We start from the raw sequence: 21912 nt of genomic DNA, 5'->3' as shown, positions 1-21912 counted from the left end.
CAGCCGGGAAGAGCGAGCGGACCTCGGGATGGTGCAGGAAGAGCAGCGCGTAGAAGTACGCGGTGGCCCGGTCGGCGACCGGCTCGACCACCGCGAGGCTGGCCCGGATCAGCTCGACGTCCCGTGCGGTCAGGGGGAGCTCGGCGGCGGGGCTGCTCTGCGTGGCGCCGACCTGTGCGGCGCCGACCTGTGCGGCGCCGATCTGTGCGGCGCCGATCTGTGCGGCGCCGATCTGCCCGGAGGGGAGCTCGGCCGGGAGGTGCCAGGCGGATGGCTGCGCGGCCCAGGCCTCGCTCCAACTGTCGCCCGGTCCAGCCCAGTTGAGGCTGGGAGCATCGGCGAACAGGGGCTGGAAGGCGAAGGCGGTGCCGGTGGTCGAGGGCGGCTCGGGGTAGCTCGGCGCGGGGACGGCCGGCGGCTGGGCGGGCCGGTCCGGGATCACCGGGTGGACAGGCGCGGGGCTCATGACGGGCGCGGCTCCGAGCGCGGGCGCGGCCGTCTCCGCGAGGTCCGTCACCGGTGGCAGGACGGCCGTCGGCGCGTCCGCCGCGACCAGCGGGGGGAGGTCCGGCGGGTCCAGCGGCATCGGCGGCCGGACGGACTGCGCCTCGATCGGGGCCTGCGCCACCGCCGGTTCGGGCGGCAGCTCCGGCAGGCCCGGGACGGAGGCGGCCCCCGCCGAGCCGTGCCTGGTGCGGATCAGGAGTGTTCTACGGGACTTCACCGCTACGTTTCGAGTACCCAAGAGAATCGTTTCGCCTCCGGCCGGCCTGCGCCACCACCTGGCTTGTCTCTGCTGACGCCTAGGCAGCGTGGCACGCCCGAACTGCTCATCCGACGAATCACGCGAAGCCCGGACACCCGGCCCGGGAACGCGCTACTCTCGCTCGATCGGCGGTCGCCCTGAGTGCCGAGCAGCACACCCAGGGCGACCCCGCCCTGATCAGGCCCCCGCCCTGATCAGAGCCGTCCACTCACAGCCGCCCGCTCACAGCTGCCGCAGCAGCATCCCCGGCTGCTCGACGCAGTCCGCGACGAAGCGCAGGAACCCACCGGCCGTCCCGCCGTCGCAGACCCGGTGGTCGAAGGTGAACGACAGCTGCGTCACCTCGCGCACCGCCAACTCACCGCCGTACACCCAGGGTTTGGCCACGATCCGGCCGACCCCGAGCATCGCCGCCTCGGGGTGGTTGAGGATCGGGGTGGAGCCGTCCACGCCGAACACCCCGTAGTTGTTCAACGTGAAGGTGCCGCCGGTCAGTTCGGCCGGGGTGAGCGAGCCCTTACGGGCCGCTTCGGTCAACCGGCCCAGCTCCTCGCCGAGTTGCTCGGTGCTGCGGGCGTGCGCGTCCCGCACCACCGGGACGACCAGGCCGCGTTCGCCCTGTGCGGCGAAGCCCAGGTGCACCGCCGAATGCCGGATGATGCCCGAACCGTCCTCGTTCACACTGGAGTTGAGCTCGGGGAAGCGCGCCAGCGCGACCGTGCAGATCCGGGCCAGCAACGCCAGTACGCTCACCTTCGGGCCCGGCGTCGCGTTCAACTGCCGCCGCAGCGCCATCAGTTCGGTGGCGTCGACGTCCACCCAGCAGGTCGCGGCGGGAATCTCCCGGTGACTGCGGCTGAGCTTCTCGGCCACCGCCTTGCGCAGTCCGCGCAGCGGGACGACACCCTCCTGAGCCGCCGGAGCGACGGCGGGCGCGGCGACCGCCGGGACCGCCACCTTGGCCGCGACCGCCCGTTCGACGTCCGCGCGCATGATCAGCCCGTCCGGCCCGCTCCCGGCGAGCGCGGCCAGATCGACCCCCTGCTCCCGGGCCAGTCGCCGCACCAGCGGCGAGATCACCGGCACCACGACCGGAGCGGCCGGAGCGGCGGGCGCGGCAGGCGCGGCAGGAGCCGGAGCAGCGGCGACCGCAACCGGCGCAGCAGCAGCCGTAGCCGGAGCCCCGACCCGACGCCGCCGCCCGCCCTTGCTCTCGACGACCCCGTACCCCACCAACGGCCGCTCGACCTCAGCGGCGGCCGCGGCGACCGGCGCCTCGGGAACAGCCCCCTCCGTCGGCGCCCCCGCGACCGCGACCGTCACCAGCGGCGCGCCCACGGCGATCTCCTCGCCGAGCTCGCCGTACCGCGCGGTGACCACCCCGCCGTACGGGCAGGGCACCTCCACCACGGCCTTGGCCGTCTCGACCTCCACCACCGGCTGGTCGACCGCGATCACCTCGCCGACCTCGACCATCCAGCGGACCACCTCCGCCCCGGTGAGTCCCTCACCGAGGTCGGGCAGCCTGAACTCCCGTACGACGGGCATCATCCTCAGTCCTCCCACTGCAGCCGGGCGACCGCGTCCAGGATCCGGTCCACCCCGGGGAGGTGGTGGTGCTCCAGCATCGGCGGCGGGTACGGGATGTCGAAGCCGGTGACCCGCACCACGGGCGCGGCCAAGTGGTGGAAGCAGCGCTCGGTGACCCGCGCGGCGATCTCCGCGCCGGTGCCGCCGAAGCCGCTCGCCTCGTGCACCACCACGGCCCGGCCGATCGAGCGCACCACCCGGGTGACCGTCTCGTCGTCGAAGGGCACCAGGGTGCGCAGGTCCAGCACCGCGAGGTCCCAGCCCTCGGCCTTCGCCGCCTCGGCCGCCTCCAGGCAGACCGGCAGCGAGGGGCCGTAGGTGATCAGTACGGCGGAGGTGCCGGTGCGCCGCAGCACGGCCCGGCCGATCGGCTCGACCGGCGCGGCCGGGTCGAACTCGGCCTTGCCCCAGTAGAGCCGCTTGGGCTCCAGGAACACCACCGGGTCGTCGGAGGCGATCGAGGCGCGCAGCAGCCCGTACGCGTCCGCCACCGTCCCCGGGGTGACCACGTGCAGGCCCGGGGTGCTGGTGTAGTAGGCCTCGGAGGCGTCGCTGTGGTGCTCGACGCCGCCGATGCCGCCGCCGTAGGGGATGCGCACGGTGATCGGCAGCGGGAGCTTGCCCGCCGTGCGGTTGCGCATCTTGGCGACGTGCGAGAACAGCTGTTCCAGCGCCGGGTAGGCGAAGGCGTCGAACTGCATCTCGACCACCGGGCGCAGCCCGTACATCGCCATGCCGATCGCGGTACCGAGGATGCCGGCCTCGGCCAGCGGGGTGTCCAGGCAGCGCTCGGGGCCGAACTCGGCGGTGAGCCCGTCGGTGATCCGGAAGACGCCGCCGAGCCGTCCGACGTCCTCGCCGAGCACGTGCACCGTCGGGTCCTCGCGCATGGCGTCCCGCAGGGCGGAGTTGAGCGCCTGCGCCATCGACGCGGTGCGTACACCAGAGGGGTGCCCCGCAGCGGCTCGGCCGAGGGTGGGGGTGGGAGACGGGTGGGAAGCGGTGGACATCAGTGCTGCACCTCGGCCTCGGCGGCCAGCTCGGCGGACAACTGGGCGGCCTGCTCCCGCAGTTGCGGGGTGGGCTCGGCGTAGACGTGGGCGAACAGCGCCATCGGGTCGAGCTCCGGGTCGGCGTGGAACTCGGCCCGCATCCGGGCCGCCAGCGCCTCCGCCTCGTCCGCCGCCTCCTGCACCAACTGGTCGTCCAGCACGTCGAGTTCGCGCAGCGCGCGCTCCATCAGCAGGATCGGGTCGTGCTCCCGCCAGGCGTCCACCTCGGGCTCGGTGCGGTAGCGGGTGGCGTCGTCGGCGTTGGTGTGGGCCTCGATCCGGTAGGTCAGCGCCTCGATCAGGGTCGGGCCCTCGCCGCTGCGGGCGCGGTCGACCGCCTCGCCGAGCACGGAGTGCAGCGCGGGAGCGTCGTTGCCGTCGACCAGTCGGCCGGGCATGCCGTAGCCGACGGCCTTGTGGGCCAGGCTGGGCGCGGCGGACTGGGCGCTGAGCGGGACGGAGATGGCGTAGCCGTTGTTCTGCACCAGGAAGACCACCGGGGCCCGGAGCACGGCCGCGAAGTTCAGCGCCTCGTGGAAGTCGCCCTCACTGGTGCCGCCGTCGCCGAGCATGGCCAGCGCGACCACCGGCTCGCCGCGCAGCCGGGCGGCGTGCGCCAGTCCGACGGCGTGCGGCGCCTGGGTGCCGAGCGGGGTGCAGAGCGGGGCGGTGCGGCTGGCGCGCGGGTCGTAGCCGGTGTGGGCGTTGCCGCGCAGCAGGGTCAGCGCCTCCAACGGGTCGACGCCCCGGGAGACCACGGCGAGGGTGTCGCGGTAGCTGGGGAAGAGCCAGTCGCGCTCGCCGAGCACCAGCGCGGCGGCGACCTGGCAGGCCTCCTGGCCGGTGGAGGCGGGGTAGACGGCGAGGCGGCCCTGCTTGGTGAGGGTGGTGGCCTGCTGGTTGTAGCGGCGGCCGACCACCAGTCGGCGGTAGAGCTCGCGCAGCAGCGCCGGGTCGTACTTCTCCAGCGCGGGGGTGCCGAGCACCCGGACGGGGGAGACGTCCGGGAGGAGCGGGGCCGGATCGGTGCGCGGGGCGGTGGCTCCGGGCAGCCAGCCGGGCACCGCGGTGTGGTGTCTGTGGTCGAGAACGGTCATCTCGGGGCACCTCCTGGGGTGGCGGGGGCTCCCTACCGATTGTTCGGTCGTCTGTTCATCTTGACCAGAACCGTGACAAGGTGGTGGACATTCGGCCTGTGCGGGGGTCGACTGGTGGCAGTGCGTCCAATCGGTGAGGGTGGGGGGTCATGTCGGCTGAACAGATGTCCAGACTCGACCGGGTCGACCGGTCGATCCTGCGGCTGCTGCAGCAGGACGGTCGCGCCTCGATCCGCTCGGTGGCCGAGCGGGTCCACGTGTCCCGGGCCAATGCGTACGCCCGGATCTCCAGGATGGTCGAGGACGGCATCATCCGCGGCTTCACTGCCAGGGTGGACCACGAACGGGCCGGTCAGGGCGCGTCCGCGTACATCACCCTGAAGATCGTCCAGAACTCCTGGCGCACCGTGCGCGAGCAGCTGCTGGAACTGCCCGGGGTCGCCCACATCGCCCTGGTCGGCGGGGACTTCGACGTACTGCTGCTGGTGCACACCGCCGACAACCACGCCCTGCGGGAGCTGGTGCTCAACCGGATCCAGTCCATCCCACAGGTACTTGGCACACGAACCATGCTGGTGTTCGAGGAGACCGACCAGGTGCCGCCTGATTAGGCGCCCTTCGCCTCCGGGGCGCGCCAAGCGTCAGGTGCGCGCGAGCCGTCAGGTGCGCGCCAACCGTCAGGTGCGCGCCCGCAGCCCGTCGAAGGCCAGGTGCACCACCGCGTCCGCGACCCCGTCGGCCGCCTTCAGCCCCGGCCGGTACCACTCCACGATCGAGTTGATCATCCCGAACAACAGCCGGGTGGCCAGCCGCGGCTCCACGTCCGCGCGCAGCGCGCCGTCCGCGACCGCCGCCCGCAGCAACTCGGCGACCTGGTGGTCGAAGTCCCGCCGGCGCTCCAGCGCCCACAGCTCGGTGGCCGTGTTGCCGCGCACCCGCAGCAGCAGCGTCACGTACGGCAGCTCCGCCAGCAGCACCTCGGCGGTGCGCCGCACCACGTGCTCCAGCCGCTCCACCGCCGGCCCCTGCACCGCGGCCGGCTCGGCCAGGATCGCGAACAGCCCGTCCAGCGCCCGCCCCACGGCCAGCCGCAGCAGCTCCTCCTTGCCGCGGACGTGGTGGTAGATGGAGGACTTGGAGATCCCGGCCGCCCGGGACAGGTCCTCCATCGAGGTGCCGTCGTAACCGCGCTCGTTGAACACGTCGACGGTCACCGCGAGCAGCGACTCGACGGTGTAGGCGGTGCGCGTGGTGTGGTCGGCCATCCTCCGAGTATCCCCGGCCGCCCCGGACCCCACGCGATCGGGTCGGTCGGTCCGTACCGGGCCGCTCGGTCCATGCCCGGCCCGGTACGGACCGCCTAGACTTCGGCGGACGATCGTCCACGTCCAGCAGGCTGGGGTCCACCGCTGATGAACGCAATACCGGCAGTCTCCTCCGACGTGCCCGAGCAGCGCAGCGAGGAGCCGGAGGGCGTCCCGGACACCTGGCAGGAGCGCGCCCGCGCGCTGGTGGTCCGCTTCGGCCCGGCCGTGTGGTGCTACGCGGTGCTCAAGCTGATCGGCTTCACCGTGTTCATGAAGCTGCTCTCCTTCGCCGGGGACTACGCCAAGAAGCCGGCCCGGTTCGGCGGCGGCGCCAACACCTGGGACGTGCTGGCCAGCTGGGACGGCTGGTGGTACCAGCAGGTCGCACAGTTCGGCTACCACCCGGCGCTGATCCCGGTCCCGGGCGGGCAGCCCGGCTTCAGCATCGAGCAGAACTCGGCCGCCTTCTTCCCGCTCTACCCGGGCCTGATGCGGCTGACCTCGGACGTCACCGGGCTCGGCCTGTACGGCGCCGGGATGCTGGTCTCGATCCTGGCCTCGCTGTTCGCCGCCGCCGGAATCTACGCCGTGGTGGACCGGATGTCCGGCCCCCGGGCGGGCGTGATCGCCGCCGGGATCTGGGCGATCGCCCCGGGCTCGGGCGCCGAGTGGGCGGTCTACTCGGACTCCCTGTTCGTCGCGCTGGCCGCCTGGGCCTGCTACTTCGTGATGACCAGGCAGTGGGTCACGGCCGGGGTGATCACCCTGATCGCCGGGCTCAACCGGCCGACCGCGGCGGCGCTGATCGGCGCGGTCGGCCTGGCCGCGCTGGTCGAGCTGTACCGGCGGGAGAGCGGCGTGCTGCGCCCGCTGGCGGCGATGCTGCTGGCCCCGGTCGGCCTGCTCGGCTACGTGGCCTGGGTGGGCTGGCGGACCGGCGAGTGGGGCGGCTACTTCCGGCTGCAGCACGACGCCTGGCTGCACTACTTCGACTGGGGCCAGGGCACCTGGCACTCGATCCGCGGCGTGCTGCTGGGCCGCAGCGACTACCCCTTCGCCTTCCCGGTGCCGGACCTGCTGGCCACCCTGATCGTGTTCAGCCTGCCGGTGCTGATCGTGCTGCTGATCCGGCTGCGCCCGCCGCTGGTGCTGACCGCCTACACGCTGGCCACGATCGTCTCGGTGCTCGGCAGCCTGGGCATCTTCGGCAACGTCTCGCGCTACCTGCTGCCGGCGTTCCCACTGTTCATCGCGCTCGCGGTGGGGATGCGCAAGCTCAGCTGGCCGGTGCTGGCCGCCGTGCTGGGCACCGGCGCGGTGGCCTCCGGCTGGTACGCCGGGTACGTCCTCTTCGAGCTCGGCGTGCCGTAACCACGACGCGCACGAAGCAGCAGGGGGCGCGTCCGCCGAGGACGCGCCCCCTGCTTTTCTGTCGGGATCCGACCCCTGCACCCTCTTGAGCCGACCGATCGTTCGGTTACTCTGTGAGGTGTCCCGTCCTCCCCTCTGAGGAGCGCACAGATGTCCGCAGCGGTCACCCACCCCCTCGTCAGCGAGCTGGTCGAGCGCCACCAGGCCACCCTGGACGCCGCGCTCGCCGCCGCCGCGAAGCGCGACTACTGGTCCCCGTACCCCGAGTTCCCCAAGGCCTACGGCGAGACCGGCCCGGCGGACGGCAAGGCCGCCTTCGACGCCCTGCTCGGCAAGCCCTTCGCCATGGAAGGCCACCCCACCGACGGCGACCAGGTCGGCGGCGAGGCCTCCCCGTACGGCGTCGAGCTGGGCATCACCTATCCGCACGCCGACCCGGACGCGCTGATCGCCGCGATGCGCGCCGCCCAGCCCGGCTGGGCCGCCGCCTCCCCGCTGGAGCGCGCCGCCGTCTGCCTGGAGATCCTGCACCGGATCAACGCCCGCTCGCACGAGTTCGCCCAGGCCGTCATGCACACCACCGGCCAGGCCTACGGCATGGCCTTCCAGGCCGGCGGCCCGCACGCCCAGGACCGCGGCCTGGAGGCCGTCACCTACGCGTACGCCGAGCAGACCCGGCTGCCCGAGCAGGCCGGCTGGACCAAGCCGCAGGGCAAGCGCGAGCCGCTGGTGATGACCAAGGAGTTCACCGTCGTGCCGCGCGGCCTCGCGCTGCTCATCGGCTGCAACACCTTCCCCACCTGGAACGGCTACCCGGGCCTGTTCGCCTCCCTGGCCACCGGCAACCCGGTGCTGGTCAAGCCGCACCCGCGGGCCGTGCTGCCGCTCGCGCTGACCGTCGCGATCGCCCGCGAGGTGCTCACCGAGGCCGGCTTCGACCCCAACCTGGTCTGCCTCGCCGCCGAGCACGAGGGCGGCACCGTCGCCCAGACCCTCGCCGTGCGGCCCGAGATCAAGATGATCGACTACACCGGCTCGACCACCTTCGGCGACTGGCTGGAGGAGCACGCCAGGCAGGCGCAGGTCTACACCGAGAAGGCCGGTGTCAACGCGGTGGTGATCGACTCCACCGACGACTACAAGGGCATGCTCGGCAACCTGGCCTTCGCGCTCTCGCTCTACAGCGGCCAGATGTGCACCACCCCGCAGAACCTGCTGATCCCGCGCGGCGGCATCGGCACCGACCAGGGCGACAAGTCCTTCGACCAGGTGGTCTCCGACCTCGCCGCCGCCATCGAGGGCCTGCTCTCCGACGACGCCCGCGCCGCCGCCATCCTCGGCGCCGTGGTCAACCCGGGCGTGCTGCAGCGCTCGGCCGCCGCGGCCGGCGGCGAGTACGGCGAACTCGCCCTCGCCCCGCGCGCGGTGACCTCGCCCGACTTCCCCGGCGCGACCGTCCGCACCCCCGCGCTGATCAAGCTCAACGCCGACAAGCCGGACGACCGCTCGGTGTTCCGCAGCGAGTGCTTCGGCCCGGTCTCCTTCGCCGTCGCCGTCGAGTCCACCCCCGCCGCCGTGGAGCTGCTGCGCACCACCGTCCGGGAGAAGGGCGCGATGACCGCCTCCGGCTACACCACCTCGCCCGAGGTGGAGGCCCTGCTGGTCGAGGCCGCGCTGGACGCCGGCGTCTCGCTCTCGCTCAACCTCACCGGCGGCGTCTACCCCAACCAGACCGCCGCCTTCTCCGACCTGCACGGCACCGGCGCCAACCCGGCCGCCAACTCGGCCTACTGCGACGGCGCCTTCGTCGCCAACCGGTTCCGCACGGTGGAGATCCGCCGGCACAGCTGAGCCGGCGCACGGGCGGTACCCGGTCCCCCGGTGGTCATCGGCCACCGGGGGACCGGCGGTTCACAGCGATCGCGGGGCCCGGGATGATGGAGGCTGGGAGAGCGCCGGAAACGGCGTCCAACCGCCCTCCGAACAACGGGAGCTGAATACATGACCGTGAAGCCGACGACCGAGACCGACGTCGTCATCGTCGGTGCCGGACCGACCGGACTGCTGCTGGCCGGCGACCTCGCCGCCGCCGGAGTCGGCGTCACCGTCCTGGAGAAGCGCACCGCCGAGTCCAACCTGACCCGCGCCTTCGCCGTGCACGCCCGCAGCCTGGAGCTGCTGGACGCCCGGGGACTGGCCGACGAGCTCATCGCCACCGGCCGCCCGCTCGGCTCGCTGCGGATGTTCAACCGCGCCGTGATCGACCTCAGCCCGATGCCCACCCGCTTCCCGTTCGTCCTGATCACCCCGCAGTACAACGTCGAACGGCTGCTCCAGGACCGCGCCGAGAAGGCGGGCGCCACGATCGTGCGCGGCGCCGAGGTCACCGGACTGCGCCAGGACGCCGAGGGCGTCACCCTGGAGACCCGCGACGGGCAGGCCCACCGCGCCCGGTACGCGGTCGGCACCGACGGCGTCCGCTCCGCGGTCCGCGACCTGCTGGGCATCCCCTTCCCCGGCGAGGCCGTGGTCGACTCGGTGCTGCTGGCCGACGTCCGGCTGGAGCGCGAGCCCGCCGACGCGATCGCCGTCGGCGCCAACAAGAGCGGCTTCTCCTTCATCGCCCCGTTCGGCGACGGCTGGTACCGGGTCATCGCCTGGGACCGCCACGAGCAGTACACCGACGGCGCCACCCCCACCCCCGAGCAGCTCACCGCGATCGTCCTGGCCACCCAGGGCGAGGACTACGGCCTGCACGACGTGCGGTGGAGCTCCACCTTCCACAGCGACGAGCGCCAGGCCCCCAACTACCGCTCCGGCCGGGTCTTCCTGGCCGGCGACGCCGCCCACTGCCACTCCCCGGCCGGCGGCCAGGGCATGAACACCGGTCTCCAGGACGCCGCCAACCTCTCCTGGAAGCTCGCCGCCGCCCTCCAGGGCCGGGCCACCGACGCGCTGCTGGACACCTACCAGACCGAACGGCACCCGGTCGGCAAGACGGTGCTGCGCACCTCGGGCGCGCTGATCCGGATCGCCCTCGCCGAGTCCGCCCCCACCCGCGCCCTGCGCGGGGCGCTCACCGCGCTCGGCAGCCACCTCGACCTGTTCAGCGAGCGCGGCGCCCGGCTGGTCTCCGGCATCGAGATCTCCTACCCGGCCCCCAAGGGCGCCCACCCGCAGGTCGGCAAGCGCGTCCCCGACCTGCGGCTGACCGCGCTGAGCAAGCCCGAGGAGGGCGCCCCGGCCGGTCCCGAGCGGCTCTACGAGGCGCTGCGCGCCGGGCGGTTCGTGCTGGTCAGCAACGACGAGCTGGCCGCCGCCGAGCCCTGGGCGGACCGCATGGTCTCCGCCGCCCCCGCCGACCCGCACGGCAAGCTGGCCGACACCGTCCTGCTGATCCGCCCGGACGGCTACGTCGCCTGGGCCGCCGTCGACCCCGGCCAGGGCGAGCTGAGGGACGCCCTCACCACCTGGCTGGGCGCGGGGGTCGCCGAGGCCTGATCGCCCGTCCGTCCCTGATCCCCGCGCCCCGACAGGGGCGCGGGGATCCGCGCGCAGCGGAAGGCGCGGACCCGCACCCGGGCCACGGGCCCCGGACCGCGCGCCACCGCGCCCCGCGCGGCGGCCCGCACCCGCCGACCCTTCGTTCGGTCGTCCCTTAACCCCGCGCCTTCACGTAGTGCCGCGCCGCCTTCGCCCGGTTCCCGCAGACCGCCATCCGGCACCACCGCCGGCGGCCGTTCTGCGAGGCGTCGAAGAAATGCAGAATGCACGCCTCGTGTGCGCACTGCTTCACCCGGCGCGCGCCCTGCCCGAGCAGCGTCAGGAAGTCGTCCACCGCCAGCCAGGGCGCCAGCCACTCCGGCCGGTCGGCCTCCACCCGGTCCTCGGCCCCGCCCGGTCCGGCCGTCCGCCGGATCCGCCCGTGGGCCAGCACCGCGTCCAGTCCCTCGCGCGCCCGTGGGCTCAACTCGCCCTGGCCACGGGCCTCCTGGGCGGCCAGCCGGATCGCCTCGCGGGTCTCGCGGATCGCCGCCAGCCCGGCCTCGTCGGCCGCGCAGCGCCCGCTCAGCCCGTTGCTGGAGAGCCAGATCCCGTACTCCTCGACGCCGGTGAGCAGATCGTTGACGGGTGTCCCGGCCCAGCGCGTGTTGAGCAGGTCGAGCGCGAGCGGCTCACCGATCAGCGGTCGGGGGTCCCTCGGGTCTGCCGTCACGTCAGTCGTCCCTCTCCCTCGGCTCCGCCCGATTCTACGACCGCGCCCCGCACCGCGAATTGGTATGGACCGGCGCCGGAATTCCGGCCATTCACTGTATGGAACCACCGGCCTTCCGGGGGTCCACAGTTGACTGTTTTTTAGCAACGAATTACTTGGTCATGATCCAATCAACGGACTTGTTCTGTCATGTTCTAGCCAGCGTTCTACCCCGGAACGCCCTGGCCCCTTGCCGGCCCCCACAGCCGGCCAGAGGAGGATCCGTTGCGCCCCCGCACCCTTGCCCTCGCCGCGGCGATAGCCGTCCTGCCGCTGACCGCCGTCTCGCTCGGCGTCTCCACCGCGCAGGCCGCCCCCGCCCCGCACGCCACCCCGCGCGTCGCCCTGCCGAACACCGTGAACCCCGCGGTGGCCCACTCGGAGAAGAAGGGCGACGTCCCGGCCGAGCAGCAGATCTCGGTGGCCGTCAGCCTGAAGCTGCGCAACGCCGACGCCCTGGACCGCTTCCTCACCGCGGTCACCACGCCCGGCTCGCCGCAGTTCGGCAAGTACCTGACGCCCGAGCAGTTCTCCGCCCAGTTCGGCCCCGCCCAGCAGGACGTCGAGAAGGTCAAGGCCTACCTGACCGCGCAGGGCCTGACCGTCGGCGACGTCAGCGCCAACCGCCAGGTGGTCAACGCCCACGGCACCGCCGCGCAGATCTCGCAGGCCTTCGGCACCCACGAGAGCTCCTACGTCGACCCGCAGCTGCAGCGCGCGTTCTTCGCCAACGACGACGCCGCCTCCATCCCCGCCGACCTGGCCACCGTGGTCCAGGGCGTGAGCGGCCTGGACAACCACGCGGTGCGCAAGACCCACCTGGCCAAGCCCAACGCGGTCACCCCGAGCGCCGCCACCGCCACCCCGAGCGGCATGAGCCCGGCCCAGTACACCGGCGCCTACAACCTGAACAAGACCGGCGCCGACGGCACCGGCACCACGGTCGCCCTCTGGGAGTTCGACGGCTACACGTCCTCGGACCTGACCACCTACGACTCGCAGTTCGGCCTGACCGGCCCGGCCGTCTCCACCGTCTCGGTGGACGGCGCCAACTACGACTCCGCGCCCGGCCAGGGCCAGGGCGAGGTCGAGCTGGACAGCGAGATCGTCCGCGGCGCGGCCCCCAAGGCCACCCAGCTGATCTACGAGGCCCCGAACAACGACCAGGGCGAGATCGACATGGCCAACAAGATCGTGGCCGACAACAAGGCCTCGGTCATCTCGATCTCCTGGGGCTCCTGCGAGCCGGACACCACCGCCGCCTCGATGACCGCGGTCGACAACGCCTTCAAGCAGGCCGCCGCCCAGGGCATCTCGATCTTCTCCGCCTCCGGCGACGACGGCTCGCGCGACTGCACCCGCTCCACCAGCGGCTCGACCGTCAAGGCCGTCGACTTCCCGGCGTCCAGCCCGCACCAGACCGGCGTCGGCGGCACCAACCTCAAGGTCACCAGCGGCAACACCTACTCCTCGGAGAGCGCCTGGAGCACCGCCGGCGGCGGCGTCTCCACCGTGTTCAACAAGCCGAGCTGGCAGACCGGCACCGGTGTCAGCGGCACCATGCGCACCGTGCCGGACGTCGCCTCCAACGCCGACCCGCAGAGCGGCTTCTCGATCTACACGGCCGGCGCCTGGCAGGTCTACGGCGGCACCAGCGCGGCCGCGCCGCTGTGGTCCGGCTACGCGGCCCAGTTCAACCAGAAGGCCAAGGCCGCCGGGCAGCCGGTCCTCGGCGAGGCCAGCCCCCGCCTGTACTCGGTCGCCAACAGCAGCAGCTACGGCAGCACGTTCCACGACGTGACCACCGGCGCCAACCAGGACTTCTCCGCCAAGGCCGGCTACGACCAGGTCACCGGCTGGGGCTCCCCGGTCGCCGACGCCCTGACCACCGCCCTGCTCGGCGGCAGCAGCGGCACCACCCCGCCGCCCACCGGCGGCTGCACCGCCGCCCAGCTGATCGGCAACGGCGGCTTCGAGAGCGGCACCGCCGCCCCGTGGACCACCTCCTCGGGCGTCATCGACAACAGCACCTCGCAGCCGGCCCACTCGGGCAGCTGGAAGGCCTGGCTGGACGGCTACGGCAGCACCCACACCGACACCCTGTCGCAGACCGTCACGGTCCCGACCGGCTGCGCCTCCGCGACCCTCACCTTCTGGCTGCACATCGACACCGCGGAGACCGGCAGCACCGCGTACGACACGCTGACCCTGCAGGCCAACAACACCACGCTGAAGACCTGGTCCAACGTGAACGCAGCCTCCGGCTACGTGCAGCAGACCCTGGACCTGACCTCCTTCGCCGGCCAGACCGTGACCCTCAAGTTCACCGGTACCGAGGACGGCTCCAACCAGACCAGCTTCGTGATCGACGACGTCGCGCTGAACGTCAAGTGATCACCGGCCGGTAGCTCCACCGAGCACCACCGAGACCCCCGCCGGGGCGGCGCCGTCAGGGCCCGCCCCGGCGGTGTCCGTTTCCGTCCCGGTTCGCGCCGTCCGCCCTCCCGGGTTCCGGTCGTGTTTCCGGACTGTTTCAAGATCGATAACCATCCGGTCGACCTGTCGTGACCACTGTCATACGCGCGACTGATGACGTAGCCTCTCGACCGTGCATAGGGTTCCCCAAAGCTCGGTGAAGCCGCTGGCGGCGCGCCCCGGCGCCGGCCCGGTGCCACCGAACTCACCTGGTGGGGAGGGTCACCGCATGGCCGCACAGCAGCCTCAGGACGCCGCGCGGCTGCGGCTGGTCGGATCGCGTACGGAGCGTCCCGACCCGCCCGCGCCTGCGGCCCCGGCCACGGCCCCCGTGCCGTCCGCCGGACGCCCCACCCCGGCCGGCGGCTTCGCGGACGCCCTGCACCTGGCCATCGAGGCCAGCGGCCTCAGCCTGGACCGGATCCGCGCGGCGCTCGCCGGACGCGGCGTCAGGGTCAGTGTGACGACCCTGAGTTACTGGCGCCGCGGGCGCAGCCAGCCCGAGCGGGCCAGCTCGCTGCGCGCCGTCCACCTGCTGGAGGAGCTGCTCGGCCTGCCGCACAGCTCGCTCTCCTCGCTGCTCGGCCCGCCGCGCCCGCGCGGCCGCTGGGCCGCCGCCGCCAGCATCAGCCACCTCGGGCTGGAGGACGTCTGGCCGGGCGAGCAGGAGATCGCCGCGATCTTCGCCGAACTGGACGCCCCGCCGGCCGGCGAGCTGGAGCGGCTCAGCATCCACGACTCGTACTACGTGGACGCCGAGCGGCGCGCCAACCTGCTCCGGATGCGCCAGGTGGTGCGCGCCACGGTCGGCGGCGTCGGCCGCTGCCTGGTCGTGCACAAGGCCGACGAGGAGGCCACCGGCTGCCCGGAGATCACCTCGGTGCGGCACGGCCGGCTGGGCCGGGTCCGCCGCCGCCCGGAGGTCGGGCTGACCGTCGCCGAGCTGATGCTGGACCGCCCGCTCGGGCTCGGTGACAGCACGGTCTTCGAGTACGAGGTGGAGATCCCGCCGGGCGGCCCGACCATGGAGTACAGCCGCCGCTTCGCCACCCAGGTGCGCGAGTACGTGCTCCAGGTGCACTTCGACCCGGCGGCCGTCCCGGTGCACTGCGAGCGCTACGACCGCGAGCCGGGCGCCGACGTCGACCACCGCCGCGAGCAGCTGTGGATCGGCGCCTCGGCGAGCGCCCACGTGCTGGCCCCGGACCAGCAGCCGGGCCACATCGGCATCCGCTGGGAGTGGGCGTAGCCGCCCTCCCACCCCCAAGCCCCACAGCCCCGTCGGACCGTCAGGTCCGGCGGGGCTGTCGCGTTCCCACCCCGGAGAACCTAACCCCTTCACCCCAGAGAACCGGTTGACGCCCCATCATCTAACCCATAGCCTCATGAGTACCGGTTAGGCAGGGACCTGGCCGGACCACCCCAGCCACAGGAGTGACCAGGCATGTCCAGCACCACCCTGCTCCGCACCCTGCAGACCGGCCACGTGGGCCTGAACGTCACCGACCTGACCCGCTCGATCGACTTCTACCGCGCCGTCCTCGGCCTCCAGCTCGCCCACGAGGGCACCGACCCCGAGCGCCGTTACGCCCTGCTCGGCCGCGACGGCCGTCTGGTGGTCACCCTCTGGCAGCAGAGCACCGGCGCCTTCGCCGCCGCGACTCCCGGCCTGCACCACCTCTCCTTCGAGGTGGAGAGCCTCGACGAGGTCCGCGCCACCGAGCAGCTGCTGCGCGAGCTGGGCGCCGAGTTCGCCTACGACGGCGTCGTCCCGCACGGCGAGGGCTCGGCCTCCGGCGGCATCTTCTTCTCCGACCCGGACGGCATCCGGCTGGAGGTCTACACCCGCACCGGGGTGGACGGGACCGACGCCGAGGCACCCACCACCGACGCCCCGACCTGCGGCTTCTTCTAAGCCGACACCGATCGCAGACCGCCACCGGCGGGCCACGGGGGAGCCCGCCACCGAGCCGAGGGGAGCACGCCATGACGACCGTCAGCACGCCGTACCACGCCGGCGAGCGGGCCGCCCAGGCCCGGGCCGGCCTGACCGAACGGGCCGACCACGCCGGCCGGTCGATCCGCAGCACCGTCCCGGCGGTCGCCGCCCGCTTCCTCACCGAACGGCGGATGCTGGTGGTCGGCGCCGCCGACCCCGACGGCCGGATCTGGGCCACCCAGCTGGCCGGCCCGGCCGGCTTCCTGCAGGCCGCGGACGAGCGGACGATGACGGTCGCCGCCCGCCCGGCCGGGGCCGACCCGCTGGCCGAGGCGCTGGCCCGGCCGGCCCGGGTCGGCACCATCGCCCTGGACCCGGCCGGCCGCCGCCGGATGCGGCTCAACGGCCGCTCGACGCCGGACGACCGGGGCGGGCTGACGATCCACGCCGAGGAGGTGGTCTCCAACTGCCCGAAGTACATCCAGCGCCGCACCCCGCTGGACCGCCCCGGCGCGGGCACGCCCCGTGCGGCCGCCGCCGGCCCGGTGCTGTCCACGGCGCAGCAGCTGGCCGTGGCCACCGCGGACACCTTCTTCATCGCCACCGCCGGCCCGGAGGGCAGCGTGGACGCCTCGCACCGCGGCGGCTTCCCCGGCTTCCTGGAGGCGGTCGGGCCGGACCGGGTGCGCTGGCCGGAGTACCGGGGAAACAGCATGTTCATGACGCTCGGAAACCTGGAGCTGGACCCTCGGGCCGGCCTGCTGCTGCCCGACTGGGAGACCGGCGGGGCACTGCTGGTCACCGGCGAGGCCCGCGCCGACTGGTCCGAGCAGGCCCGGGAGTCCGCCCCGGGCGCCGAGCGGATGGTCGAACTGACCGTCACCGGCGTGCTGGAACTCGCCGACGCCACCCCGCTGACCTGGACCGGTCCCGAGTACTCGCCCGCCAACCCGCGCTGAGCCGCCGTCGGGTCCGCACCGGCAGCAGCAGCGACGGCGGCACCCCGCTGCCGCCCCCGCGCTGAGCCGCCCCCGCCCTCCCGGGCGCGCGGCACTCCGGCCCCGGCCCGGACACCTGGCGCAGGCCGTCCTCCCGACGCCCCGTCCTCAGCGCCTGCCGGACTGCCAGTGGAACAGGCCCATCGCGACACTGGTCGCCAGGTTGAAGCTGGACACCCCCGGCTGCATCGGCACCGCGACCAGCTGGTCGGCGCGGGCCTTGAGCTCCGCCGAGACGCCGTGCCGCTCGGTGCCGAAGGCGAGCAGCGCGTCGTCCGGGAACGGCACGTCCCGGATGTCCGCGCCCTCCGGGTCCAGCACGTACAGGGGCCCGGCGGGCAGCTCCGGCAGGCTCAGCCGCTCGACGGCGGTCGCGAAGTGCAGCCCGGCGCTGCCGCGCAGCACGGTCGGGTGCCAGGGGTCCAGATCGCCGGTGGTCACCACCCCGGTGGCGCCGAACCCGGCCGCCAGCCGGATCACCGCCCCGACGTTGCCCAGGTTGCGCGGGTTCTCCAGCAGCACCACCGGCGCCCTGCGCGGCCGGTGCGCCAGCACCGCCCGGTTGGCCTCGACGGACGGCCGGACGGCCAGCGCGATCACCCCGGTCGGGTGCAGCCGGGGCGCCAGCGTCCGCAGCCGGGTCTCCGGCAGCTCCACCGCGAGCCCGTCCAACGCCGGGACGACGTCCTCGGCCAGCTCGGCGGCGAGCGCCAGCAGCGCCGACCGATCGGCCGTCAGCACCCGGCGGACGTCACCACCGAAGCGCAGCGCGTGCTTCAGCGCGTGGAACCCGTCCAACAGCACCGCCCCCGGCTCCCCCTCGGCCGTCCGCCACGCCCGCACCAGCTCCTCGTCCATGCCGCTCATGCTCCCACCCCGCCTACCGCGCCTCCGAACTCCCCCGCAGAGCCCGCTCCAGATCCCGCAAAGCCACCCCCAGCAACCGCGTCCCCGCCCGCACCACATCCCGCTGCACCCCCGCCGGCACCTCCGCCAGCCGCTCCTCCAACCGCGCCTGCGCCTCCCGCACGGCCCCGAACTCCACCGGTCGCCCCGTCAGCAGCGCCCCCGCCGCCAGCGCCGTCGCCAGCTGCAGCTCCTCCGCGTACTCCGCCGCCCCCGGCACGGGATCCGCGTCGGCGGCCGGCAGGTGCGCCTCCAGCAGCACCGCCGCCCGCCCGAGGTGTCCGACCGCCGCCCGGGCCCGGTCGATCTGGCGCCGGCTCACCCCGGTCAGCCCGGACTCGTGCCGACCCGGTTCGGCGTCGGCCCGCTGCATGGCCTGGATCAGCTCGGAGCGCGCCTCCCGCGAGTCCAGCAGTGCCGACCGCACCACCCGCCCCCGGGGCGCCGCCGGCTGCTCGTAACAGGCGACCACGGCCGCCGCGTACCGCCCGGCCGCCGCCAGCCATTCGGCGAGCCGCTCCCCGAGCCGCGCGGTCTGCCAGGTGGGGAACAGCGCGTACGTCAGCAGCGCGACCGACCCGCCGAGCAGTGTCAGCCCGACCCGTTCGAAGGCCGTCGCCAACGGGTCGCCCGCCTGCAGCCCGAGCAGGAACACCACGTACGAGGAGATCCCGACCGTGGTCAGCGCGTACCCGGTCCGGAACGCGAGGTACGCCCCGCCGATGCACAGCACCGCGAGCGCGGCCAGCACCCATTCCCCGGGGTGGGCGAGCTGCACCACCAGCGTGGAGGCGGCGACCCCGACGACCGTCCCGGCCAGCCGGGCGACGCCCCGGCTGTACGTCTGGGCGAAGTCCGGCCGCATCACCATCGCGGCGGTCATCGGCGCCCAGTACCCGTGGTGGAACCCGGCCAGCCGGGCCAGCAGGTAGGCGACGGTGACGACCCCGGCCAGCCGTACCGCGTGCTGGAAGATCGCCGAGCGCGGCCGCAGCTGCCGCCGCACGGCCCGCGCCGCGACCGGCAGCATCCGGACGATGGACGGCTTGTGCAGCGCCCCGCCGGCCCCGACCACGGGGGTGGTGATGGTGTCCTCGTCGCCGCGGTCCAGTGTGTCCGCGGCCTTGCGCAGCAGTCCGCCGAGCCGCCGGGCGGAGCGCCGGGCCGCGCCCCGCAGCCGTGCCCCCTCGTCGGGCCGGACGAGGGTGAGGGTGGGCGCCGAACGTGGGAGCCGGACCGGGTCTCCGGTGCGGATCGCCCGGGCGAGGGCGTCCATCACCTCGGCGGAGGCCGCCAGCACCTCGCGGGCCCGGTCGCGCTCCGGTCCTTCTTCCGGGGCGCCCACCTTGGGGTCGGCGAGCGCGGCGAGGGTGGGCCGGATGCGTTCGGCGAGGCCGCGCAGGCCGCGCAGTTCGGGCGGCCGGTGGCGGTCCTGCCAGGGGGTCAGGGCGGCGGCGTACCGGGCGGTCATGAACGGCGCCGGGTCCACCTGCGCGGTCGGGTCCTGCCGCAACCGGCGTGCGTAGTCGGCGAGTTCCGCGTAGGTGTCGGCGAGCGCGCCCCGCTGGGCGGTCCAACTCCCGATCGGCCACAGGGTGATGACGGCGGCCTGGACGATCCCCCCGAGCGCGGCGACCAGTCCGTGGCCGAGCGCGGTGGACACGCTGACCGGCAGCTGGACGACGATCAGCATCACCGAGAGGGTGTTGGCCGCGACCACCCCGGCGGTCGGCCCGATCGCCCAGGCGAGCCCGGCGCCGAAGGCCCACACCGCGAGCAGCACCGGGAACAGTCCGGTGACCCCGACGGCCAGGTAGCCGAGGAAGGTGCTGACGCCGAGCCCGAACCCGGCCGCGACGGCGAGGCTGGCCCGGGGCCGGAAGCTGCGCTGGAAGGTGGCCGAGCCGGCGATGAACGCCCCCATCGCGGCCGAGGTGGCGAGCGGGACCCCGCCGAGTGCCAGGGTCGGGAACAGCACCAGCGCCACGGCGACCGCCCCGCGCGCGGCCCGCTTGGGGTCGGTGAGCGCCCGGTCCAGGGTGAGTCCGGTCCGCGCTGTGTCACGAAGGGCGGTGAACCAGGACATAACGACATCCTAGGCGGCGGGCCCCCCGTCCTTGCGCCGGGTGGAGCCGATGCCCCCGGTGGACCCGGGGGACCTGCCCGCTCCGATCCGCCCGAGCCGGGCCGCCACCCAGAGCAGGGCGCCGGTCGGCAGGAACACCGCGTCCGCCGCGACCATCGCGAGCGAGAACACCGGCAGCCCGAGCACCACCGCGATCCCCACGTGCTCGACCATCATCACCGCCAGCAGCACGTTCTTGACCCGCCGGTTGACCAGCGTGAACGGGAAGGCGACCTGCAGGATCACCGTGCCGTACGAGATCAGGAACACCGGCAGCAGCGCCGAGCCGACCAGTGCCGACAGCCCCGGCCAGGGGGTGAAGTAGTCCAGGTGCAGCGGGTAGTACAGCGCGGTGCCGTCCTGCCAGCGCGAGCCCTGCACCTTGTACCAGCCGGCCGTCGCGTAGATCAGCACCACCTCGGCGGCGATCACCAGCAGCGCGCAGTTGTGCACCATGTTCGCCAGCGCGTCGAGCACCGCCCGCGGCTCGCCGTCCGGCCGCAGCCGTCCGAGCGCCCACCAGATCCCGGCCACCGCCCAGAGCCCCCAGAACAGCGGCGACCAGCCCAGGTACGGGAAGGTCGGGCCGGTCCAGGTCAGGCTGTCGCCGGAGAAGTCGCCGAGCTGACAGGCCGCCAGTACCGCGCCGAGCAGCGCCCAGAGCCCCACCCCGGACCACTCGGACCACCAGGACCGACCGGCCCGGGCCCGCCGGGCGTCCAGCGACCAGACCTCGGCGCAGCGGGTGAAGACCAGGTAGACCGCCATCAGGTGGACGACGTTGTCCCCGCCGTCGCCGAGCAGGACGCTGCGGTTCTGCAGGGACAGCACGGTGACCAGGAACAGCACCGTGACGGCCCGGGTCCGCCAGCCCAGCAGCACCGCCAGGGCGGCCAGCACGGCCAGGTGGTAGACCAGCTCGAACCAGAGCCGCCCGCCGAACCAGGGCAGCACGGTGAAGGCCCCGGTGTCGGCCAGCAGCCGCTGGGCGAGCTCCATCGACCAGGGCGAGCGGTCGCCGTACAGCACCCGCCGGTTGGGCCACTCGCGCAGCAGGTAGACGAGCCAGACCAGCCCGAAGCCGATCCGCACCACCGCGGCCTGGTGCCGTCCGAGCACCCGCCCGGTGAAGGCCTCCACCGCCCGCCCGAGCACCGCCGCCGGCCCGCGCGGCACCGCCACCGGTGCGGGCGGCTGCCCGCCCTGCCGCGGGACGCGGTCCGACCGTGGCGGCTCCACGGCCTCCACCGGCTGCGGAGCCTGCGCCGACACCTCGTTCACCCGAGCCCCCGGTAGTCCTCGTCCCCGACCGGCCACCACGGCAGCTCCCGCACCTTGGGCGCGGGCGGCGCGGCCTCGCCGCTCCAGGACGGCGGCGCAACGGTGGTCGAGGTCACCCGGAACTCGATCTCCAGGACCCGCTCGCCGTCCACCTCCCGCCCGATCCGCTGCAGCGCGATCCGCTTGAGGTACTGCTCGGCGAGCCGGCCGCGCGGGTTGGTCTGCTTCTCGTCCTGGTCGTGCGAGCCGTCGTAGAAGTCCCAGGCGCGGCGCAACAGGTTCTGGTCGGCGTGGCTGGGCGCGGGGTTGCCCCGGATCGCGGCGAGGTCCTGCGCGGTCAGCCCGGTCCAGTCACGGGTGTGGGTGGTTCCGCCGTCGGCGACGGTGCGCACCCGGGCGTCCACGCTGATGTTCTGCTGCAGCGGGTTGGGAGCGAACAGCTTCCAGTTCTGCTCGAACTCGGGGTACACCACGCCGTCGACCTGGTCCTGGTACTGCCGGGACAGCGCGTTGGGGGGTGCCACGTGCAGGAACACCGCGCTCAGGAACATCCCGGTGCCACCCACCAGCACCGCCCCGGCGAGGCCGAGGACGAGCTGCGCGGGCTTCGACCAGACCCTCCCCGGGCCCCCGGCCGGGAGGTGCCCCCGGGAGGCAGGCCGGTCCGTGGTCTCCGTCATGGCCTCCCCCGCCCGACCGGCGCTCCGCCGGCCCCGTACCGGCGCGTCGCGCGCCCATCCTGCCCCAACC

The 21912-nt window shown here is 73.8% G+C and carries 18 protein-coding genes; 9 read left to right on the top strand and 9 right to left on the bottom strand.

Annotated features, from left to right (window positions below; all coding sequences use genetic code 11):
• Positions 1–28 precede the first annotated feature (28 nt).
• Complete coding sequence (locus ACFVWU_RS16835) at positions 29–907, top strand: pentapeptide repeat-containing protein (RefSeq protein ID WP_387620920.1); 879 nt, start codon at positions 29–31, stop codon at positions 905–907.
• Between the two features lie 81 nt (positions 908–988).
• Here ACFVWU_RS16835 and ACFVWU_RS16830 read toward each other — a convergent pair whose 3' ends face one another.
• The 3 genes from ACFVWU_RS16830 to pdhA all read right to left on the bottom strand — a co-directional run bounded on the left by ACFVWU_RS16830 (position 989) and on the right by pdhA (position 4505).
• Complete coding sequence (locus ACFVWU_RS16830) at positions 989–2314, bottom strand: dihydrolipoamide acetyltransferase family protein (protein ID WP_387620956.1); 1326 nt, start codon at positions 2312–2314, stop codon at positions 989–991.
• 5 nt (positions 2315–2319) lie between these two features.
• The gene (locus tag ACFVWU_RS16825) at positions 2320–3282 is read right to left on the bottom strand and encodes an alpha-ketoacid dehydrogenase subunit beta (RefSeq protein ID WP_387620953.1); all 963 of its coding nucleotides are present in this window, start codon (positions 3280–3282) and stop codon (positions 2320–2322) included.
• An 83-nt stretch (positions 3283–3365) separates the two neighbouring features.
• Entirely contained in the window at positions 3366–4505 is a 1140-nt protein-coding gene (pdhA, locus tag ACFVWU_RS16820; protein WP_387620917.1) for a pyruvate dehydrogenase (acetyl-transferring) E1 component subunit alpha, read from the bottom strand.
• Between the two features lie 149 nt (positions 4506–4654).
• Between pdhA and ACFVWU_RS16815 the strand changes: the two genes are divergently transcribed.
• Positions 4655–5116 (top strand): Lrp/AsnC family transcriptional regulator, encoded by a 462-nt coding sequence (locus ACFVWU_RS16815; protein WP_030278207.1) that lies wholly within the window; start codon positions 4655–4657, stop codon positions 5114–5116.
• A gap of 66 nt (positions 5117–5182) precedes the next feature.
• On the opposite strand, the gene ACFVWU_RS16810 is transcribed toward ACFVWU_RS16815, so the two are convergent.
• A complete protein-coding gene (locus tag ACFVWU_RS16810) occupies positions 5183–5770 on the bottom strand; it encodes a TetR/AcrR family transcriptional regulator (protein WP_387620913.1) in 588 nt (195 codons plus the stop codon).
• 147 nt (positions 5771–5917) lie between these two features.
• On the opposite strand from ACFVWU_RS16810, the gene ACFVWU_RS16805 reads away from it, so the two are divergent.
• From ACFVWU_RS16805 to ACFVWU_RS16795, 3 genes are all read left to right on the top strand, one after another.
• Positions 5918–7183 (top strand): hypothetical protein, encoded by a 1266-nt coding sequence (locus ACFVWU_RS16805; RefSeq protein ID WP_387620910.1) that lies wholly within the window; start codon positions 5918–5920, stop codon positions 7181–7183.
• A gap of 150 nt (positions 7184–7333) precedes the next feature.
• Entirely contained in the window at positions 7334–9034 is a 1701-nt protein-coding gene (gene paaN, locus ACFVWU_RS16800) for a phenylacetic acid degradation protein PaaN (protein WP_387620907.1), read from the top strand.
• 150 nt (positions 9035–9184) lie between these two features.
• Positions 9185–10684 carry an FAD-dependent monooxygenase gene (locus ACFVWU_RS16795; RefSeq protein WP_387620904.1) on the top strand — a complete coding sequence of 500 codons (1500 nt, stop codon included), beginning with the start codon at positions 9185–9187 and terminating at the stop codon, positions 10682–10684.
• 157 nt (positions 10685–10841) lie between these two features.
• Here the strand turns inward: ACFVWU_RS16795 and ACFVWU_RS16790 are convergent, their stop codons facing one another.
• Entirely contained in the window at positions 10842–11399 is a 558-nt protein-coding gene (locus ACFVWU_RS16790) for a CGNR zinc finger domain-containing protein (protein WP_387620901.1), read from the bottom strand.
• A 264-nt stretch (positions 11400–11663) separates the two neighbouring features.
• Here ACFVWU_RS16790 and ACFVWU_RS16785 point away from each other — a divergent pair, with 264 nt between their 5' ends.
• The 4 genes from ACFVWU_RS16785 to ACFVWU_RS16770 all read left to right on the top strand — a co-directional run bounded on the left by ACFVWU_RS16785 (position 11664) and on the right by ACFVWU_RS16770 (position 16811).
• Positions 11664–13832 carry a protease pro-enzyme activation domain-containing protein gene (locus ACFVWU_RS16785; RefSeq protein WP_387620898.1) on the top strand — a complete coding sequence of 723 codons (2169 nt, stop codon included), beginning with the start codon at positions 11664–11666 and terminating at the stop codon, positions 13830–13832.
• 310 nt (positions 13833–14142) lie between these two features.
• Positions 14143–15162, top strand: a complete 1020-nt coding sequence (locus ACFVWU_RS16780) for an XRE family transcriptional regulator (RefSeq protein ID WP_387620895.1) — start codon at positions 14143–14145, stop codon at positions 15160–15162.
• 195 nt (positions 15163–15357) lie between these two features.
• Complete coding sequence (locus ACFVWU_RS16775; RefSeq protein ID WP_387620892.1) at positions 15358–15828, top strand: VOC family protein; 471 nt, start codon at positions 15358–15360, stop codon at positions 15826–15828.
• A gap of 71 nt (positions 15829–15899) precedes the next feature.
• The gene (locus ACFVWU_RS16770; protein ID WP_387620889.1) at positions 15900–16811 is read left to right on the top strand and encodes a pyridoxamine 5'-phosphate oxidase family protein; all 912 of its coding nucleotides are present in this window, start codon (positions 15900–15902) and stop codon (positions 16809–16811) included.
• 147 nt (positions 16812–16958) lie between these two features.
• Here the strand turns inward: ACFVWU_RS16770 and ACFVWU_RS16765 are convergent, their stop codons facing one another.
• From ACFVWU_RS16765 to ACFVWU_RS16750, 4 genes are read right to left on the bottom strand one after another with little or no spacing between them, the layout of a single operon-like run.
• Positions 16959–17708, bottom strand: coding sequence for a TrmH family RNA methyltransferase (locus ACFVWU_RS16765; protein ID WP_387620951.1), 750 nt, complete (start codon positions 17706–17708; stop codon positions 16959–16961).
• Between the two features lie 22 nt (positions 17709–17730).
• Positions 17731–19842, bottom strand: coding sequence for an FUSC family protein (locus tag ACFVWU_RS16760; RefSeq protein ID WP_387620885.1), 2112 nt, complete (start codon positions 19840–19842; stop codon positions 17731–17733).
• Positions 19843–19851: 9 nt separating this feature from the next.
• Positions 19852–21162 carry an HTTM domain-containing protein gene (locus ACFVWU_RS16755; RefSeq protein ID WP_387620882.1) on the bottom strand — a complete coding sequence of 437 codons (1311 nt, stop codon included), beginning with the start codon at positions 21160–21162 and terminating at the stop codon, positions 19852–19854.
• Positions 21159–21842: a DUF5819 family protein gene (locus ACFVWU_RS16750; protein ID WP_387620879.1), complete on the bottom strand. Its 684-nt coding sequence runs from the start codon at positions 21840–21842 to the stop codon at positions 21159–21161. The genes ACFVWU_RS16755 and ACFVWU_RS16750 overlap by 4 nt, the downstream gene beginning before the upstream one ends.
• Between the last annotated feature and the right edge of the window lie 70 nt (positions 21843–21912).

The sequence above is a fragment of the Kitasatospora sp. NPDC058190 genome, from assembly GCF_042883685.1.
Lineage (GTDB): Bacteria > Actinomycetota > Actinomycetes > Streptomycetales > Streptomycetaceae > Kitasatospora.
This window is presented reverse-complemented; position numbering and strand designations above follow the sequence as displayed.

Coding starts and splice junctions, on each gene's coding strand:
- ACFVWU_RS16835 (WP_387620920.1), top strand. CDS start 29: ATGGTGCAGGAAGAGCAGCGCGTAGAAGTACGCGGTGGCCCGGTCGGC.
- ACFVWU_RS16830 (WP_387620956.1), bottom strand. CDS start 2,314: ATGCCCGTCGTACGGGAGTTCAGGCTGCCCGACCTCGGTGAGGGACTC.
- ACFVWU_RS16825 (WP_387620953.1), bottom strand. CDS start 3,282: ATGGCGCAGGCGCTCAACTCCGCCCTGCGGGACGCCATGCGCGAGGAC.
- pdhA (WP_387620917.1), bottom strand. CDS start 4,505: ATGACCGTTCTCGACCACAGACACCACACCGCGGTGCCCGGCTGGCTG.
- ACFVWU_RS16815 (WP_030278207.1), top strand. CDS start 4,655: ATGTCGGCTGAACAGATGTCCAGACTCGACCGGGTCGACCGGTCGATC.
- ACFVWU_RS16810 (WP_387620913.1), bottom strand. CDS start 5,770: ATGGCCGACCACACCACGCGCACCGCCTACACCGTCGAGTCGCTGCTC.
- ACFVWU_RS16805 (WP_387620910.1), top strand. CDS start 5,918: ATGAACGCAATACCGGCAGTCTCCTCCGACGTGCCCGAGCAGCGCAGC.
- paaN (WP_387620907.1), top strand. CDS start 7,334: ATGTCCGCAGCGGTCACCCACCCCCTCGTCAGCGAGCTGGTCGAGCGC.
- ACFVWU_RS16795 (WP_387620904.1), top strand. CDS start 9,185: ATGACCGTGAAGCCGACGACCGAGACCGACGTCGTCATCGTCGGTGCC.
- ACFVWU_RS16780 (WP_387620895.1), top strand. CDS start 14,143: ATGGCCGCACAGCAGCCTCAGGACGCCGCGCGGCTGCGGCTGGTCGGA.
- ACFVWU_RS16775 (WP_387620892.1), top strand. CDS start 15,358: ATGTCCAGCACCACCCTGCTCCGCACCCTGCAGACCGGCCACGTGGGC.
- ACFVWU_RS16770 (WP_387620889.1), top strand. CDS start 15,900: ATGACGACCGTCAGCACGCCGTACCACGCCGGCGAGCGGGCCGCCCAG.
- ACFVWU_RS16765 (WP_387620951.1), bottom strand. CDS start 17,708: ATGGACGAGGAGCTGGTGCGGGCGTGGCGGACGGCCGAGGGGGAGCCG.
- ACFVWU_RS16760 (WP_387620885.1), bottom strand. CDS start 19,842: ATGTCCTGGTTCACCGCCCTTCGTGACACAGCGCGGACCGGACTCACC.
- ACFVWU_RS16750 (WP_387620879.1), bottom strand. CDS start 21,842: ATGACGGAGACCACGGACCGGCCTGCCTCCCGGGGGCACCTCCCGGCC.